The organism is Nocardioides sp. InS609-2 (assembly GCF_023208195.1).
Taxonomy (GTDB): domain Bacteria; phylum Actinomycetota; class Actinomycetes; order Propionibacteriales; family Nocardioidaceae; genus Nocardioides.
In genome coordinates this window covers 1254954-1269955 of sequence record NZ_CP060034.1, presented here as the reverse complement: position 1 = coordinate 1269955, position 15002 = coordinate 1254954, and the positions used below count along the sequence as shown (strand labels likewise).

The following is a 15002-nucleotide window of genomic DNA, read 5'->3' as shown; positions in this document are numbered from 1 at the left end:
GACCTGCGTCGCGTGTCGCTGCTACTCGTTCTGCAGCAGCTCGGCCAGGAGCTGCTCGACCCGGCCCCGGATCTCGTCTCGGATCGGCCGGACCGACTCGATGTCCTGGCCGGCCGGGTCGTCGAGCTGCCAGTCCTCGTAGCGGGTGCCGGGGAAGAACGGGCACGCGTCGCCGCAGCCCATCGTGATCACCACGTCGGAGGCCTGGACCGCCTCGGGCGTCAGCACCTTGGGCTGCTCGGCGGTGATGTCGATGCCTTCCTCGTGCATGGCCTCGACGGCTACGGGGTTGATGCGCTCTGCGGGCTGGCTGCCGGCGGAGAGTACGTCGACCCGGCCGGCCCCGAGATGCATCAGGTAGCCGGCGGCCATCTGCGAGCGACCGGCGTTGTGCACACAGACGAACAGGACGCTGGGTTTGTCGGTCACCGGGCTGACTCCAGGGCTGGCGTGATCGGAAAGAGAAAGCGGACGGCGGCCAGGGCGAGTGCGCCCCCGACCACCTGGCAGGCGATGAACGTCGGCGCGTTGGCCGGCTGGATGCCGGCGAAGGTGTCGGAGAGCGTGCGCGCCACGGTGACCGCCGGGTTGGCGAAGCTGGTCGAGCTGGTGAACCAGTAGGCGGCGGTGATGTAGCCGCCGACGACCAGCGCGACGTGGTCGGCCCGTCCGGTGCGCAGGCAGCCGAAGATGACGAGCACCAGCCCGAAGGTGGCGACCACCTCGGCCAGCCACAGGTCGCCACCGGCGCGTGCGCGGGTCGAGAGCGTCACGGCGTCGAGGTCGAACATCAGGTTGGCGAGGACGACACCGACGCCGCCGCCGGCGAGCTGCGCGGCGACCAGGGCGGTCGTCGTACGGCTGTCGATCATGCCCAGAAGGCGTTCGACCACGGTCACCACCGGGTTGAAGCTCGCCGAGACCGGCTGCAGCGCCAGGATCAGCGCGACGAGCGCGGCGCCGGTGACGAGACTGTTCTCCAGCAGCTGGAGGCCGACGTCGTCGGGGGAGAGGCGGCTTGCGGCGATGCCCGAGCCGACGACGGCCATGACGAGGAACGCGGTGCCGAGGAGCTCGGCGACGACTCGCCTTCGCAGGGTGATGGTCACCGGGCGACGCCGCCGAGCAGTACGCCGACGTCGGCGAGCGCCTCGGAGCGGATCCGGTAGTAGACCCAGACGCCGCGCTTGCTGCGGTCGAGGAGGCCGACCTCGTGGAGCACCTTGAGGTGGTGGCTGATGGTCGGCTGCGAGAGGTCGAACGCGTCGTTGAGGTCGCACACGCAGGCTTCGCCGTCGGCGTGCGAGGCGACCAGCGAGAGCAGGCGCAGGCGGACCGGATCGGCCAGCGCCTTGAGCAAGGGAGCGATCCGTGCGGCACCCTCCGCCGACAGAGGTTCCTTCGTCAGCGGGGAACAGCAGGCGACGGCCTGGACCGGGGTGAGCTCGAGTACAGACTTTGACATGTGTCTATATTGACAGATCCCAATGTCTGGTGCAACATCAGACATCGAAGCCCATCTATGTATTGGAGACGCATCATGAATCGCATCCAGCTCGCCCTCAACGTCGACGACCTCGAGACCTCGATCGCGTTCTACGGCAAGCTCTTCGACGCCGTACCCGCGAAGATCCGGCCCGGCTACGCCAACTTCGCCATCGCCGAGCCGCCCCTGAAGCTGGTGCTCATCGAGAACCCCGGCCACGGCGGCTCGATCAACCACCTGGGCGTCGAGGTGGGCGACGTCGACACCGTCGACGCGATCCAGTCGCGCCTGACCACCGACGGCCTCGCCTCGAGCGACGAGCGCGGCGTCACCTGCTGCTACGCCAAGCAGGACAAGTTCTGGGTGGAGGGCACTCCCGACGGCGAGCGCTGGGAGGTCTACACGGTGCTCGCCGACGCGCCGGTCGCTCCGGCGCCGGTGGTGGACGGGGAGCCCTGCTGCGCGTGACACACACGCCGTGGAGGATCCGGGGTTGTTCGACCGTCGCGCCGAGGGGGTGCGACTCGGTCGTAGTCGTCACTCTCGCGCTCAAGCGTGCTGATCGACTCTCGGGTGGTCTGCCCGGATACCCGCTGAGCCGGGGGGCCTCCGCCTTCTGGAATGGCACGACGTCGATGCCGCAGTAGCCGATGACTTGGTCGCTGCCGAGCTCGCACACGCGCCAGTAGCGGAAACCGAACTGCTGCCAGACATCAGCAGGCGAGCGGTGCGAGTCGAAGTCAGCGAGGGCGACATCTCGTGGCTCTCCGATCGAACCTGTGTCAGTGCCCCCGGGTGGATTCGAACCACCGACCGGCGGATTAGAAGCCCGGTCAGGGCATCCCGGCTGGTTCCAGTGTTGCCCTGCCGGTTGCTTATCTGCGCAGGTCAGGGGGGCTGTGGGGGTTGGCGATCCCAACAAGCCGTGGTGATCCTCTGTCCGTGGCTGCTCCGCGTTCTGCCCCACGTCATGCGTCGAGTTCGAACCCCAGACGCCGTGCCGACCGCTGCTCGGCACGGGCGTCGCGCAGCTCGATCGACCTACCCTCGTCCCATCACGAGGGCAAGCAGGCTGCGGGGGAAAGGTGCGGGGCAGAGCAAGATCAGACCAATCACGCCCATCATGGACTTCAGGAAGCGGTGGGCGGAGCGGAGTACTGCAACTAGCTCACTGGTCCACAGGCCGCACCCGTTCGGCCTCGAACACCTCGAGCCGCCTCTCGCCCGGGCGACGCGACCAGGTGACCTGGGCGGACCATGTGTCGTCGTCGTGTTGGCGCCAGGCGCGGAGGTCGCCGGGGTACCAGCGGTCGTCGACGAGGACCTCGACGAGGGGCTGGTCGTGCCCGGTGTAGGTGATGACCTGACGCATGGCCCTGATGGTGTCAGGGCACAACGAAAACGCCCCACCACCCGGTCTGGGTGGTGGGGCATTGGCGTACGACGGTGCAGCTGGTGTCAGGTCACGGTGACGGTGTTCTCGCTGGCCAGGATCATCCGGTCGCCGGCGCCGCCGAGTCCGGCGTGGACCCGGTACTGGCCGGCTGCGTGGGTGACCTTGGCGGTGGTGCGCGCCAGTCGCCTCGAGCTGGGTGCGCCGACCCAGGCGGCGGTGAGCCACGTGTGTGTGCCGGCTTGTGGTCCGGTGGTTGGGGTGAGGGAGAGCTCGACGGTCATGTCGAGGGTGGTGCCGTCGTCGGCGTCGATGATGCCTTCGACGTACTCCTTGGACCCGGCTGGGATCTCGATGGGCTCGGGCACGGTTGGCTCCTCAGGGCTGTGTGGTGAGCGTCGGGCGGGCCGGGATGGTGAGGGTGTGCCGGTCGGGTGTGAGCACCGTTGTGGGGCGGTCGGGGGTGGTGAGCGTCGTCGTGCGCCGCGGTGTGATGATCGACCAGCGCCGGGGTGTGATGAGGGTGACGTCGATGTCGGGCACGGTCGGGGTGATGCCCTGAGCGGCCACGAGCTGGCCGGAGCCCGTGAGGGCCGCGGGGCCGGTTCCGGCTGGCACCCCGGACGCGGCTAGTTCGCCGGCTCCGGTGAGGTCAGCCAGCGCCTGGGTGGCGGCCCCGGCGGCGAAGGTGAGGGTGCCCGAGCCCGTGAGCACGGCGCCCGTCGCGAGGGTCGGTTTGCTGATGGATGTCAGGGTGCCGGACCCCGACAGGCTGGCGGTGTGCGTGAGGTTGGGAGTCGTGGTGAGGGCCAGGACGCCGGTGCCGGACAGTGTGGTAGCACCGGAGCTCGCGGAGCCGCTGGTGGTGTTCAGCGTGCCGGCGCCTGCGAGGGTGGCCACCGCGGAGGTCTGAGGAATGCCGGTGGCGATCAGCGCGCCGGCGCCAGACAGGGCGGCCGTCGACGCGGCGGCAGGTTTCGCCGAGGCCGATAGCGTTCCGGAGCCCGTGAGGGCCGCGCTGCTCGTGCTCGCGGTGCCCCCGGTCGCAGCCAGGACCCCCGTGCCTGACAAGGTCACGATCGGTGAGGTGGCGGGCGTGCCGGTCGTGGTGATCGTTCCGCTGCCGCTGAGGGCTGCGGCAACGCTCTCGGCCGGGGTCCCGGTCGCCGTGAGGGCGCCGGCGCCTGTGAGTGTGGCGGCGCTGGCGACGACCAGGCCACCCGTCGCGGCGAGGGTTCCGGTGCCCGACAGCGCGGCTGTGCCCGTGGTCGCTGGTGCACCCTGGGCGGTGAGGGTGCCCGCGCCGCTCAGGGTGGCCGTTACCGCCGTGCTGGGCTTGGCCGTGGTTGCCAGGGTTCCGGCGCCGGTGAGTGTCGCCGTGCCTGTCGGGCTGGGGGTGGAGACGGCGGTGAGGGTTCCTGAGCCGCCAAGGGTGGCTGCGCCGACGGCCACGACTGCTCCGGCGGCAACGAGTGCGCCGGACCCGCTCAGCGAGGCGGTGACGGCGGCAGTGGGGCGACCCACCGCTGAGAGGGTTCCGGAGCCGCTCAGTGAGGCCGAGGTCGTGGTGCTCGGCGTGCTGGCCGTGGACAGGGTGCCTGTGCCGGTGAGCGTCGCAGAGCCTGTGCTGGCCGGGGTAGCTGTGGATGACAGTGAACCGGATCCGGTGAGCGTGGCGGCGCCCGTGAAGCCACCTGCGGACTGGATCGACTGGACTTCGAGCGCGACGAGCGACCATGTCTGCCCGGTCGCCGGGGATCGCATGCCTACGCGCTGGGGACCGGCGATGGCAGCGGCCTGCCGCCAGTCGTACCCGACGTAGGTGCCGCCCGTGGAGCCGTCGTCTAGCAGTTGCTCGGTGGCGCCGCTGTAGTAGTCGCGGGTGCCGGGAACCGTGGCGGACCAGTCACCACACGATGCGGTGATGATGCAGTTGTCGTACTTCGTACTGAGCAGGTGGCTGTCGGGGAACGTGCCAGCTGCGCCGTTGAGCTGGAGAATCTTCTGTGTGCCGTCGAAGGTCGCCGCGCCTTGCCACCTTTCGAGGACGATGGCCTTGCGCTGAGCAGTCGTCGTCGTGCCCGTGTCGATCGTGACGGAGCCAGCCGCCGAGACGACGCTGCTGGTCCAGATTTCCTCGTTGACCTTCGACGCGACGAGCACCTGGGCGCGCAGGGTCCACGTCAGCCCACCACCCGAGGGGTTCGCGGACCATGCCGCGCCGCCGTCTGGGCCGGACTCGCGGGACCGCTTGAACACGAGCTGGTCCCCGACAGCCGCCGTGGTGGTGGCCGTGATCGCGGCGGTGCCGGTGCCGGTTGCTGTCTGGGTGTCGGCGGGGACAGGGGCGACATAGGACGCGTCAGCTGTGCGAGGCGGCTTGCCCTGGTGCTTGCGCGCGTGGAGCAGCACGATGTCGCTCACGGCGCGCTCCTAGCGATCAGAGGTCATGGATCGCGAAGATGAAGGCACCGAACGCGTCGTTCGCCGTCGTGCCGTTCGGTCCGCCGTACTTCAATCCCGTGGCCGCCACCAGCGTCTCCACCCCGTAGGCCGCGTCGAGGGTGATGGACGCCGCGGGAGTCAGGCCGGTGATCGGGGCGAACGCCACGACGGTCAGCATCGACGTCGCCGCCGCGTTGCCCTGCAACAGACCCGCCGCCGAGACGCGGGCCCGCACGGTGGCCCCGTCGAGCACACCCAAGAGGATCTGCGGGAACGTGGCCGCGCCGTGCAGCGTGCCCTGAAGCTCGACCCAGAGCCGACCCGACGCGGGCACCGTCACGGTGAGCCGCAGGTTCGTCGTGTCGATCGCGGTCATCGCGAGCGCCGCCGTGGTGGCCTTGGAAACCGATGTGGCGGGGTCGTAGGCGATCGCGCCGAGGACCGTCATCGGGTCAGCTCTGGGTGTAGGTAGCGGTCACCTGGTAGGTGCCTTGGGAGGCGAAGGCCTGCGAGGTGACGGCGACCTTGTCGCGGAGGTCGGCAGTGGCCGCGGTGCCGCTGACGGCCACACCGAAGAACGTCGCGGTCGTCGCAGCGGGCACGTCGAACGTGGGTGCACCCGTGATGGCCGACGCCGAGACTCCGCCCCAGTTCATTGCCTTCCGGGCGTAGGGCGGCGAACCTCCTGTGACCTCACCTGTGACGGTGCCGGAGGTGCCGGGGTCGGCAGTGAAGAGGCACCCGAACGGGGCGTTCGTGCCGTAGGCGGTGGCGAGCGCGTTCCGCTGCGCGAGGATGGCGATGGCCATGGGTCAGTCCTCCTGGGTTGCGGCGAACGTCTGACCGGCGAGCTCGTGCTCGAGGCCAGCGGGGACGTGGGTGGCGCCGTCGTAGCCACCGGGGCCGGCGTCGGGTTCGGGGGAGACGTGCACGGTCTGCCACCGCGTCTGGGCGTCGGCGACGTAGGCGTCGAGAAAGTCGGGGCGGACGTAGTCGACCGCCTTGTGGGTCTCGAAGTACGGCTCGCCGTCGGCGTCGACCATGGCGACGTGGGTGGTCATCGTGACCTTGCGCTTGTCGATGCGGGGGTCTGTCTTGGCCATGGTCAGTTCTCCTGTGCGGTGTTGGCGGCCGCGAGGCCGGAGACGATGGCGATGTACGACCCGAGGAGCACGGTCAGCGCGGCGTCGATGCGCCCGGTGGACGACGCCCACAGGACGGTCGGGGTGGCGAACGTGGACGCGATGTAGAGCGCCGCACGGACACGACGGGGTGGGTTGAGATTCACCAGGACTCCTAGGGGTTGAGTGCAGCCCCGTCGTCCCAGCGGTTGCCGGTGAAGACGTTGCCGTTGGTAGACGGGGCGATGGCTGCGACAGGCCCGTAGACGCCACACTTGCCGGAAGCGCCACGAGCGAACACGTTGTTCGTGATGACGAGGTTCCGGGTCTGCGGCCCATACGGCTTGCCGTCCCATGCGCCGTAGAGGCAGTAGCCGGCGGGCGACTCGGGGAAGTAGTTGCCGTCGATGGTGACGTTCGTGATGGGGTCGAAGTCTCCGTAGAGCGCGACCCCGGACGAGCACGCGCCGCCCGCGTTGTTGGGCCGGGAGTCGCAGGCGAGGGTGTTGTGTACGACGCGCATGTTGTCGCCGCCGTTGGAGAGGAACCCGTCGCCGTGGACGGCCTGGCTGGACGGCATGTACTGCGCGTGCAGCCACGAATCCTGGATGTCGCAGTTGGCCTTGCAGGAGATCGAGTGAGCGCCGCCGATGACCTCGGTGCGGCGCATGGTGATGTTGCGCTGCCCGACCACGCCGATGGTGGCGGTGCCGCCGTTGATGGTGGAGTCGAGGATCGTGACCGTCGCGGTGCCGCTCTCGGACATGACAACGACGCCGTTCACGCGGGAGTTGCGGATGGTCACGTTGGCGGCATTGATGGTGAGGTCGCCCGTGATCTTGCCGTCGATCACGGTGCCTGCAGTGTTGATGGTCGCCGGGCCGGTGTAGGTGGTGAGCGTCTGCTCGTCAGGTGTGCCGGTGTTGCTCGCGTCGGGGAAGCCACTGGCCGGAGTAGGGGTCGGCGACGTCGTCGGCGACGGGGAGGGCGTGGGGCTCGGGGCCGGCGTAGCGGACGGGGAGGGCACAGGGGTGCTGGTGCCCGCCTGCTCGTCGAAGCGGCACCTCATGTACGCCAGGAGCTTGGCGTTGCTGATGCTGCCCGTGGGGTAGGCGCAGGCCGACGCAGCGGCCGGGGCATCCGACTGTGCGGGGCTCAGCGCACCGGCGAGCACGATGCCGAGAATGAGTCCCACGGTCGCGGTCAGGGCGGCGGGGACGCGTTTCACGACTCGTCCTCGAACAGCTTCTTGAGAGCTGCGACCTGGCTCTTGCGGGCGGTCTTGGTGCTGGTCTCGGCGATCTCGTCGAGGCCGGCCAGGATCGCCTTGTCGCGTTTGAACGAGCCTTCACGGGTGCGCTCTGTCACCTTGCGTGTGGCCTTGAGGTCTGCGCGGTCTTCGTCGGTGAACATGTCGTCCTCCTGGTTGCGGATGCGGTCGGCCACGGCTGCGAGGCGTGCCGGGGTGGTGTCGATCTCGAAGTGCATGGCGTCGGGGGTGCCGGTGTAGTCGCCGCCCCAGCGCACGGTGTGGTCGACCTCGGCGAGGATCTTGTGGACCTCGGCGACCTGCTTGGGCGTGAAGGTCCGGTTGGTCGGCACACCGTTGGGGTGCGCCGGCGCGTTGCAGTCGATCGCGGTGCCGGACGCGTGGTTGGACAGGGCGTTGGGGTCGTTGCGGTTCTCGCGGAACGCGTACCCCCAACAGCCGGGGTTCCGGAGCGGCTCGACGCGGGTGTGGAACTGGTCTGCGACGTATCCGAGGACGGTGTGTACGTCGTCGTCGTGGCGGATGCCCGGGACGAACGCGATGCCTCCGACGACGAGGGGCCGCAGGATCATGCCGGGGCCTGCGGACCAGCCGTTCTGGGAGGCGCTCATGACGCGACCCGGACTTGTCCGGCGTTGTTGCGGTGCGTGCCGCCCCACAGACCGGGTTCACGTCCGGCCATCCCCTCCGCGAGGCACTCTCGCGCTACCGGGCAACGACGGCAGTAGGTCACGGTGAGAGTTCGGGCCGCGGTCACGTAGCCCTTGCGTAGGCCGAAGACGGCATCAATCAGGGGCAGTGCGGCGGCTTCGGTGCAGGCCGGTTGTCTGTCGACAGGCATCATGACTTCCTCCTGAGGTTGAGCACGACGGCTCGGTGGTCGGACGCCTCGGCGTCACGCATGGCGCGCCGGAACAGCGCGAGCGCAATGAGGCCACCGAGGGCGTAGGCGGTGAGACATAGCGCGGGCAGGTCGCGGAGTTGCATCACCGACGCCGCTTCTTGCCGAGGAACCGGTAGCCGGCCACGAGGGGTCGATGGTCGAAGGGCCTCACCCGGGCCAGCACACGGGCGAGCACCAGGCGCAGGCGCCGACTGTGCCGTGACCCGTCGATGAGCCGGGGTCCGTGGGTGCCGCGACCGGGGAGGCGGCGCTTCACCCAGATCCCGATGCCGCCGGCGCGGTCGAGTAGCTGCCGGACCCACTGTCGGCGTAGGTCGACGTTCTCGTCGGCGGACTCGAGGATCTGGAACCCGGGGTACTGCTTGCGGAGCGCCTTCTTGAGCTGCCGGCGGCCGGCGAGGATGTCGCGGGTGACCGCGGCCCGCTCGTTGCGGCGCAGCCCGGTGCCTCCGTCGGTGCCTGAGGGGGCGTGGAGCTCGACGCGCACAATGCCGTGCCCTGTCACGCGGTGGCGCAGGGGCTTGCCGACGGCGTGCACACGGGGTCGTACGCGGCCGTCTTCGAGGCGGAACATCTTGCCGGTGAGCGGTTCGGCCCAGCCGGGCCCAGCAGACTCCCAGACCGACTCGTCCCACGCGATCGTGCATTCGTCGCGGCCGGTGTCGCGGGCGGGGCCGTCGTGGAAGAGGCCCCACCCGGGCGGGACCCAAGGGGTGAGCTGGGTGGTCTCGGTCATACCGAGCAGCGAGACGGGTACACCGTCGATCTCCGCGTCGAGGACCGCGGTTACGAGGCCCCGCCAGTCGGCGGGGCCGGCGTTCCAGAGGCCGGCAGCGTGGGAGTCGACGAAGTCGGGTGGCTGGGATCGGGGCATGGCAACCTCCGGGCCTGTTGAGTTGGATGTTCGGCCCGACGCCCCAAGCGGAGTCAGCCGTTGTGGATAGGCCAGTCGCCGCGGCACTCGTCGAGCGGTTGGCGGCAGTACGGGCACCGCGGTGCCAGCTGGCGGGCGAGCCACCGATGGAGGCGGAGCAGCACGGTCAGAACTCGTCCGGGTAACGCATGTGCAGGGCAGCTTTGGCCACCGCCAGTTCGTCGGCCAGGCGTTCGATCTCGGCGCGGTCCTCGCGTCGGCCCTGCTGCAATCCGGCGACCTCGGTCTTGAGGCCGGACACGTCGTCCTCGAGGCCGTGGATCTCGGCGTCCTGACGGTCGATCGTGTCGGTGTAGTACGTCTTGGCGCGCTCGAACGCCGCGAGCTCGATGTCGGTCCGTGAGGCGACGCTCTGGTTGCGAACCGCGGCGGCGGCCGCGGTGCGCTGGGTAGCCCACGCAGCGAACCCGGCGACGGCGGCGGCGATCACCGACGCGATCGCCGTTGACGTCGCGTTTTCGGACAGCTGTGCGATCACCCACGGGGTGACGACCATGGTGATCACCGGGCCCGTGGGATGTCGTCGGGGTTGCGAAGCCCCGAGATCGACCACCACATGAACGCGAGCAACGACCACACGGCCACCGCTGTCACACCAGTCCTGGGTGCACCGAAGAACAGCATGGACAGGGCGTAGATCGCGGCCCACAGGGCTGCGAGCGAGCTCATGGAGGTGTAGCCCCAGGTCTCGCTGGTGGGTGGCCAGCGGGTCGAGGCGAGGCTGAGGAGGCCGACGATCACCCAGACGCCGCCCCACACCTGGGGGGGCGCGACCCGGAGCGCGAGCTCAAGGGCGACTGAACGGTCGACGGTGAGCGGGACCAGGATGTAGACGAGCCCGATCAGGATGTACACGAGGCCGGCGACGGCGAGCACGAGTGAGTGTCGGCGCCAGGGGCGGAGTGCGAGCAGGGGGTGCCCTGTCCGGGTCACGTTGCAGCCTTGTCGGCTGCGGTGACGCCGGCGACCTGGCCCCACATCTGGAGCACTTGGTACTGGATCGCGCTGTCTTCGGCGTCCATGCCCGCGTTGCCGATGATCGGGTTGGAGATGACGGGCCACACGAACGCCTGCACCTTGGTTGCGGGGTCGACCATGACGTCGACGGCGAGACCGAGGCGCTTGCGCTTTTCCTCGAGCCCCATCTCGGACTGGTCCTCGTTCGTGACGAGTCCGGCGACGTCGGGTAGAGCGGCGAGGATGCGTTGCCGGAACGCTGGTGACTGGGCGAGTTCGGCCTTGTTGAGGTAGGACACGTGTGCTCCCTCCGAGCGGGTTGGTCAGGATCGGGCGTCGACGGTGAGGCTGCTGTGGGTGGCGTTGACGGTGAAGTTGCCGCCGGCCGCGGCCAGTTCGGTCGTGATCTTGAAGACGTGCGACCCCGACGAGAGCCCGGTGACGACCCAGCGGCGGGTGCACGGGATCCGCAGACCGGCTGTGGCGGCGTAGACGATCACCGGGGTCTGGGCGGTTCCGTCGACGAGGAGCCGGGCGATCATGGTCCCGCCGGTGTTGCAGACGGTGTCGAGGGTGCAATCGACCTCGAAGAGGGCTGCGGTGCTGACGGCGGACCGGGTGATGGTCAGGGCTGGGACGTCGGCGGGGGTGGTGGATGACACGGTTTGTGCGGTGGCGTTGACGGTGCTGGCGGCGGGGTTCCGTCGTGGGTCGTCGGGGCGGCCGTCGGCCCATTTGAACTCGTCGCTCGTGGGGTTGCCGGCCACGTCGCCGCGTGCGCAGACGAGGACCCAGCCGGCGCCGATGACGTACCCGTCGGCGGAGGTGTTGGCCACGATGTGGAACCGGGCGGGCTGGGACGCGGCGGCTGCGGCGAGTGGGAGTTCGTACCACAGCGACTCGTTGGCGTTGAGCCGGATCAGGCCCGACGCCACGGTGTGGGAGGTGCGGGCCGTGGAGTGGTGGACCGGGATGACGGTGCCGTTGGCGGGCATGCCGATCAGGAAGTAGCCGTCCGGTGCCTCGTCGAGCTGTAGTCCAGCGCCTGTGACGCGGAACCCGGTGCCCCATGCGATGTCGCCGGCGGTGGTGCTGGTGCGGATGCCGCCACCGGTGATGGCCTGGATGGCACGGCGGAGGTAGTCGGAGTGACCGGCGACCTGCTGTTCTCCACCGGTCACGCCGACGTTGTCGACCCACACACTCACGACGGCCGAGGAGGCGGCCGAGCCCATGTCGAAGTAGAGCGCGGCGCGTGTGTGCGTCGATGGGAGCGTCAACGACGCCGTGTACGCGGAGCCCGTGGCCGTCAGGTTGAAAGTTTGCTGGGTGACGGAGGCGCCGGGGTCAAAGAGCCCTGTCCCGCCTGACGCGACGTTGGACACGGTGTAGGCGATGACCTGAGGGCTGACCCCGATGCCCCTGGCGTCGAACTCCACGAGCATCGTGGCTCCGGGCGCCGTGTTCCACGTGCCCGAGTTCGCGATGGCTGCGGAGTTCGTTGCGGGACCGTTGGTGCCCTTGAGCGACCTGCCCCCCAGCGTGGACCACGAGGTGTCGGTGGTGACCGTGGCGTCGGCTGACCGCCAGTACGCCGACCAGTTCAGTGGGAAGCCGGTGTCGTCGACCGCCTCGAACGAGTTGTTCGGGAACGGGGCCGTGCGGGCGATCGGGACGGCGGGGCGTTCGGTGCCGTCGACGTCGCGGAGGAAGAGGATGCCGTCGCGGACGAAGAACACCTGCCCGCCGACCGTGACGGCCGAGGACCGGTTGCGGAGCGCCGCACGCTCCTGCTCGAACTTCGCGTCGAGGTTCGCGACCCTCTTGGGCAGTGTGTCGGGGCTGTTGTCGAAGCGCTTCCGGATCGTCACGAGTCAGCCTCCTGCGTGATGGGCTTGACCGTGTGGTTGTCGAAGTCCAGCTCGACCCCGGTCGCGCGGAGGCGTTCGGTGAAGCCGGGTGAGCGCATGTAGTTGTTGGGGGTGCGGGTCGATGTCGAGGCGTTCGGGGTGCCGGTCCAGTCGTAGGTGTGCAGGTTGTTGTCGGGGGTGTCGCCGTCGAAGTAGGAGCCGGCGCCAGCCACAGCAGACACGACGCCTGCGATCTCGACCTTGTCGGTGCCCGCCACGACGTTGCCGGCGGCGGTGAACACGATCAGGCTGATGTGCCCCACGCTCGCCGTGCCGGTGCGCACCCACGTCCAGACGTTCGCGAGGAGACTCACTTCGGGGCCGTCACCGCTCGCAGTTGAGTAGGTGTGGGCGTTGGCCGCACGGTTGGCCTTGACCCAGACACCGAGCCACCGAGAGATCGCGGTGTCGCCCAGCCCGTCGAGGTTGTAGACCGAAGCCAAGGCGTTACCAGCACCGCTGGTCGGGTTGACGCGTGCGCCGACGGTGAAGCCCAGTGGGTGCCCCGTGATTGCAACGTTCGCGGTGACCGGCCAGAAGGAGTCATTGGGGTAAGGAGTCTGGTTCTTGGGGGTGGTGGTGAGGTTCACTGCGTCGGCCGTGCCGCCCGTGATGGTCGCCACCTCGGGGAACCGGTCGCAGGAGACCTCGGCCATGAGGTCGTCCCCGAGGAACCAGTCGACACCGAACCGGGGTGCGGTCCGCGAGTCGGCGGTGAAGTCGAACTGCGTCAAACCCAACCTCGTGTTCACCAACTCGGCCGCGGCGTGCGACTCCAACGTGGACTCGCGGGTGATCGACGTGCCAGGCGTCCAGCGCCGCTCATACCGGGGCCACCCCCCGCCGATCAGCGCCTCATCAGAAGCCCGAGCCGACGGCCGATCGACCTCACCCGACGACACAGCAGTCACATCGTTGGCACCGAACTCGGTGGTGAAGTCCTCGGTGAAGTTGCCACCGGTGATGCACCCCGGGAACGACCACGTCGTCGGGGTGACCGGGGCTAGGCCGATCCGCGGGGCGATCCGCAGCGTCTTCGTCAGGACCGTGTGGTCGGCGTTGGCCCAACCCAGCTCGACGGCGTACTCGATGCCGCCGTACAGGGTCGACAGGGTCTCGAGGACCGCAGCAACCCGGATGTCCTCACTGTTGGCGTACTCCCCGCTGAGCTTCACCCCGGTGTTGGTCGCGGCCACGACCAGGCCGATCCCGGCGGTGGAGATCGAGTCGACGACGTCGTTGGCGATCTGGGTCAGGTCGACGTTGTTCCACGACACGTCACCGACGTAGCGGCGGCCGAAGTAGTGCTCGAGGGTGACGCAGGAGACCTGCGCGTAGGAGCCCACCAGTGGCGCGATGCGGCGGACGTTCATGCCGCCCCACAGGATCTGTTCGTCGTCGCCGTCGAGCGCGACCAGCATCGTGAGGCCACCGATGGTTCCCTCGAGCCAGCCGGGCTGCGGAGCCCCGCGCTCGTGGTCGTACATCTTGACGCCGATCGTGACGTCGCACGCCTCGCTTATCTTGCGCTTCACCGTGCCGAGCGACTCGGTTTCGACTCGTGCGCCCCGACGCCCCGAGACGAGGTCGAAGGAATGCCAGGAGACGGCCACCGGGTCACCAGCCGACTGCGATGACGTTCACCCGGACCGGCAGGTTCTGGGCCATGCCGTTGCCGTTCGGGGCGTACACCTGGCAGGTCGCCTGACTGGTCGTTACGCCCGTCACTCGTGCGAAGCCAGGGTCGCCGGCCGAGTCGCCGATTGAGACCACCACGGAGATCACACCGTTGCCGAAGGTGCGGCCGAAGGGGACGGTGATGGTGGAAACGGCACCCACCGTCGTCACCACCGACTGTGCCGCCATGATCTGCCGGGCCCCAGCCGGGGGGACGGTCCCACCCTGGACAGGGACCTCCGCGCCGGTCCACGCGTTCAGCGCAACCCACGCCGTGCCGTTCCACTCGTAAAACGAGCCAGTGTCGATCGTCCGGGCCTGCTGCCACTTCGCAGCCGAGGCGGGAAGACGCGCGAACGTGGGCACCATGAGTGTGCCGCCCGCTGCGGTCGCGTAGGTGCGGTAGGTCAGGTCGACCGAGGCCGCGGCGCCGCCGGTCTGCGGGACGGTGATGCGGGCCAGCTCGACGGCCATCGACGGCAACGCTGGGGCCGAGGGGACAGCGCCCGGGGTGCCGTCGACGAACTCGATGCGACCCTTGTAGGCGGCGTGCCCGACCACCACGTCGGTGTCGAGAGCACGGAACACCACCAAGGTGATGCGCGGGTTCGTAGCGTGCCGGGCGGCCAAGGTGCCGGTCTGTAGCGCCGACAGCGACGCCCGATAGACGCCGGTCTCAGCGACCGCGTTGCCGGGGATCACCACGGAGCCGGGGTTCACGGTCACCACGTCGGACCCGTTCACGGTCACGTTCATGGCGGTGTCGGAGTGGCGGGCGATGCCGCCCCACGGGGTACCACCGGCGCCAGCGACAAGGGCACCATCGGCTCGGCGGAGTTCGCCCGCGTCGTAGGAGGCTGTCGTGTTGAGCCACGTCGCGTCGACATCGAAGGGGATAGCCACGG

General features: G+C 69.3%; 21 protein-coding genes. 1 reads left to right on the top strand and 20 read right to left on the bottom strand.

What is annotated here, in order from left to right; translation table 11 throughout:
* Positions 1 to 21 precede the first annotated feature (21 nt).
* From H4Q84_RS06710 to H4Q84_RS06700, 3 genes are read right to left on the bottom strand one after another with little or no spacing between them, the layout of a single operon-like run.
* Positions 22 to 429 carry an arsenate reductase ArsC gene (locus H4Q84_RS06710; protein WP_248582627.1) on the bottom strand — a complete coding sequence of 136 codons (408 nt, stop codon included), beginning with the start codon at positions 427 to 429 and terminating at the stop codon, positions 22 to 24.
* Complete coding sequence (locus H4Q84_RS06705; RefSeq protein ID WP_248582626.1) at positions 426 to 1109, bottom strand: aquaporin; 684 nt, start codon at positions 1107 to 1109, stop codon at positions 426 to 428. The genes H4Q84_RS06710 and H4Q84_RS06705 overlap by 4 nt, the downstream gene beginning before the upstream one ends.
* Complete coding sequence (locus tag H4Q84_RS06700; RefSeq protein ID WP_248582625.1) at positions 1106 to 1465, bottom strand: metalloregulator ArsR/SmtB family transcription factor; 360 nt, start codon at positions 1463 to 1465, stop codon at positions 1106 to 1108. The genes H4Q84_RS06705 and H4Q84_RS06700 overlap by 4 nt, the downstream gene beginning before the upstream one ends.
* A 75-nt stretch (positions 1466 to 1540) precedes the next feature.
* Here H4Q84_RS06700 and H4Q84_RS06695 point away from each other — a divergent pair, with 75 nt between their 5' ends.
* Entirely contained in the window at positions 1541 to 1954 is a 414-nt protein-coding gene (locus H4Q84_RS06695; protein WP_248582624.1) for an ArsI/CadI family heavy metal resistance metalloenzyme, read from the top strand.
* Between the two features lie 700 nt (positions 1955 to 2654).
* On the opposite strand, the gene H4Q84_RS06690 is transcribed toward H4Q84_RS06695, so the two are convergent.
* The 17 genes from H4Q84_RS06690 to H4Q84_RS06610 form a co-directional block, all read right to left on the bottom strand.
* Positions 2655 to 2858, bottom strand: a complete 204-nt coding sequence (locus H4Q84_RS06690) for a hypothetical protein (RefSeq protein WP_248582623.1) — start codon at positions 2856 to 2858, stop codon at positions 2655 to 2657.
* 86 nt (positions 2859 to 2944) lie between these two features.
* On the bottom strand, positions 2945 to 3247 hold the full coding sequence (locus H4Q84_RS06685; RefSeq protein ID WP_248582622.1) for a hypothetical protein: 303 nt from the start codon (positions 3245 to 3247) through the stop codon (positions 2945 to 2947).
* 10 nt (positions 3248 to 3257) lie between these two features.
* A complete protein-coding gene (locus tag H4Q84_RS06680) occupies positions 3258 to 5303 on the bottom strand; it encodes a hypothetical protein (RefSeq protein ID WP_248582621.1) in 2046 nt (681 codons plus the stop codon).
* Between the two features lie 16 nt (positions 5304 to 5319).
* Complete coding sequence (locus H4Q84_RS06675; RefSeq protein ID WP_248582620.1) at positions 5320 to 5772, bottom strand: hypothetical protein; 453 nt, start codon at positions 5770 to 5772, stop codon at positions 5320 to 5322.
* Positions 5773 to 5776: 4 nt separating this feature from the next.
* Complete coding sequence (locus H4Q84_RS06670; RefSeq protein WP_248582619.1) at positions 5777 to 6133, bottom strand: hypothetical protein; 357 nt, start codon at positions 6131 to 6133, stop codon at positions 5777 to 5779.
* Positions 6134 to 6136: 3 nt separating this feature from the next.
* Positions 6137 to 6427 (bottom strand): hypothetical protein, encoded by a 291-nt coding sequence (locus H4Q84_RS06665; RefSeq protein ID WP_248582618.1) that lies wholly within the window; start codon positions 6425 to 6427, stop codon positions 6137 to 6139.
* A gap of 2 nt (positions 6428 to 6429) precedes the next feature.
* Positions 6430 to 6612 (bottom strand): hypothetical protein, encoded by a 183-nt coding sequence (locus tag H4Q84_RS06660; RefSeq protein WP_248582617.1) that lies wholly within the window; start codon positions 6610 to 6612, stop codon positions 6430 to 6432.
* Between the two features lie 8 nt (positions 6613 to 6620).
* Positions 6621 to 7673, bottom strand: a complete 1053-nt coding sequence (locus H4Q84_RS06655) for a hypothetical protein (RefSeq protein ID WP_248582616.1) — start codon at positions 7671 to 7673, stop codon at positions 6621 to 6623.
* Positions 7670 to 8326 (bottom strand): M15 family metallopeptidase, encoded by a 657-nt coding sequence (locus H4Q84_RS06650; protein ID WP_248582615.1) that lies wholly within the window; start codon positions 8324 to 8326, stop codon positions 7670 to 7672. The genes H4Q84_RS06655 and H4Q84_RS06650 overlap by 4 nt, the downstream gene beginning before the upstream one ends.
* Before the next feature lie 229 nt (positions 8327 to 8555).
* The gene (locus H4Q84_RS06645; protein WP_248582614.1) at positions 8556 to 8702 is read right to left on the bottom strand and encodes a hypothetical protein; all 147 of its coding nucleotides are present in this window, start codon (positions 8700 to 8702) and stop codon (positions 8556 to 8558) included.
* Positions 8702 to 9493: a hypothetical protein gene (locus H4Q84_RS06640; RefSeq protein WP_248582613.1), complete on the bottom strand. Its 792-nt coding sequence runs from the start codon at positions 9491 to 9493 to the stop codon at positions 8702 to 8704. Before H4Q84_RS06640 ends, H4Q84_RS06645 begins: the two co-directional genes overlap by 1 nt.
* 166 nt (positions 9494 to 9659) lie before the next feature.
* Positions 9660 to 10058 carry a hypothetical protein gene (locus H4Q84_RS06635; protein WP_248582612.1) on the bottom strand — a complete coding sequence of 133 codons (399 nt, stop codon included), beginning with the start codon at positions 10056 to 10058 and terminating at the stop codon, positions 9660 to 9662.
* A complete protein-coding gene (locus H4Q84_RS06630; protein ID WP_248582611.1) occupies positions 10055 to 10486 on the bottom strand; it encodes a hypothetical protein in 432 nt (143 codons plus the stop codon). The genes H4Q84_RS06635 and H4Q84_RS06630 overlap by 4 nt, the downstream gene beginning before the upstream one ends.
* Positions 10483 to 10809: a hypothetical protein gene (locus H4Q84_RS06625; RefSeq protein WP_248582610.1), complete on the bottom strand. Its 327-nt coding sequence runs from the start codon at positions 10807 to 10809 to the stop codon at positions 10483 to 10485. Before H4Q84_RS06625 ends, H4Q84_RS06630 begins: the two co-directional genes overlap by 4 nt.
* Before the next feature lie 24 nt (positions 10810 to 10833).
* Complete coding sequence (locus H4Q84_RS06620) at positions 10834 to 12381, bottom strand: hypothetical protein (RefSeq protein ID WP_248582609.1); 1548 nt, start codon at positions 12379 to 12381, stop codon at positions 10834 to 10836.
* Positions 12378 to 13955, bottom strand: coding sequence for a hypothetical protein (locus H4Q84_RS06615; protein WP_248582608.1), 1578 nt, complete (start codon positions 13953 to 13955; stop codon positions 12378 to 12380). Before H4Q84_RS06615 ends, H4Q84_RS06620 begins: the two co-directional genes overlap by 4 nt.
* A gap of 82 nt (positions 13956 to 14037) precedes the next feature.
* Positions 14038 to 15000 carry a hypothetical protein gene (locus H4Q84_RS06610; RefSeq protein ID WP_248582607.1) on the bottom strand — a complete coding sequence of 321 codons (963 nt, stop codon included), beginning with the start codon at positions 14998 to 15000 and terminating at the stop codon, positions 14038 to 14040.
* Positions 15001 to 15002: the final 2 nt, after the last annotated feature.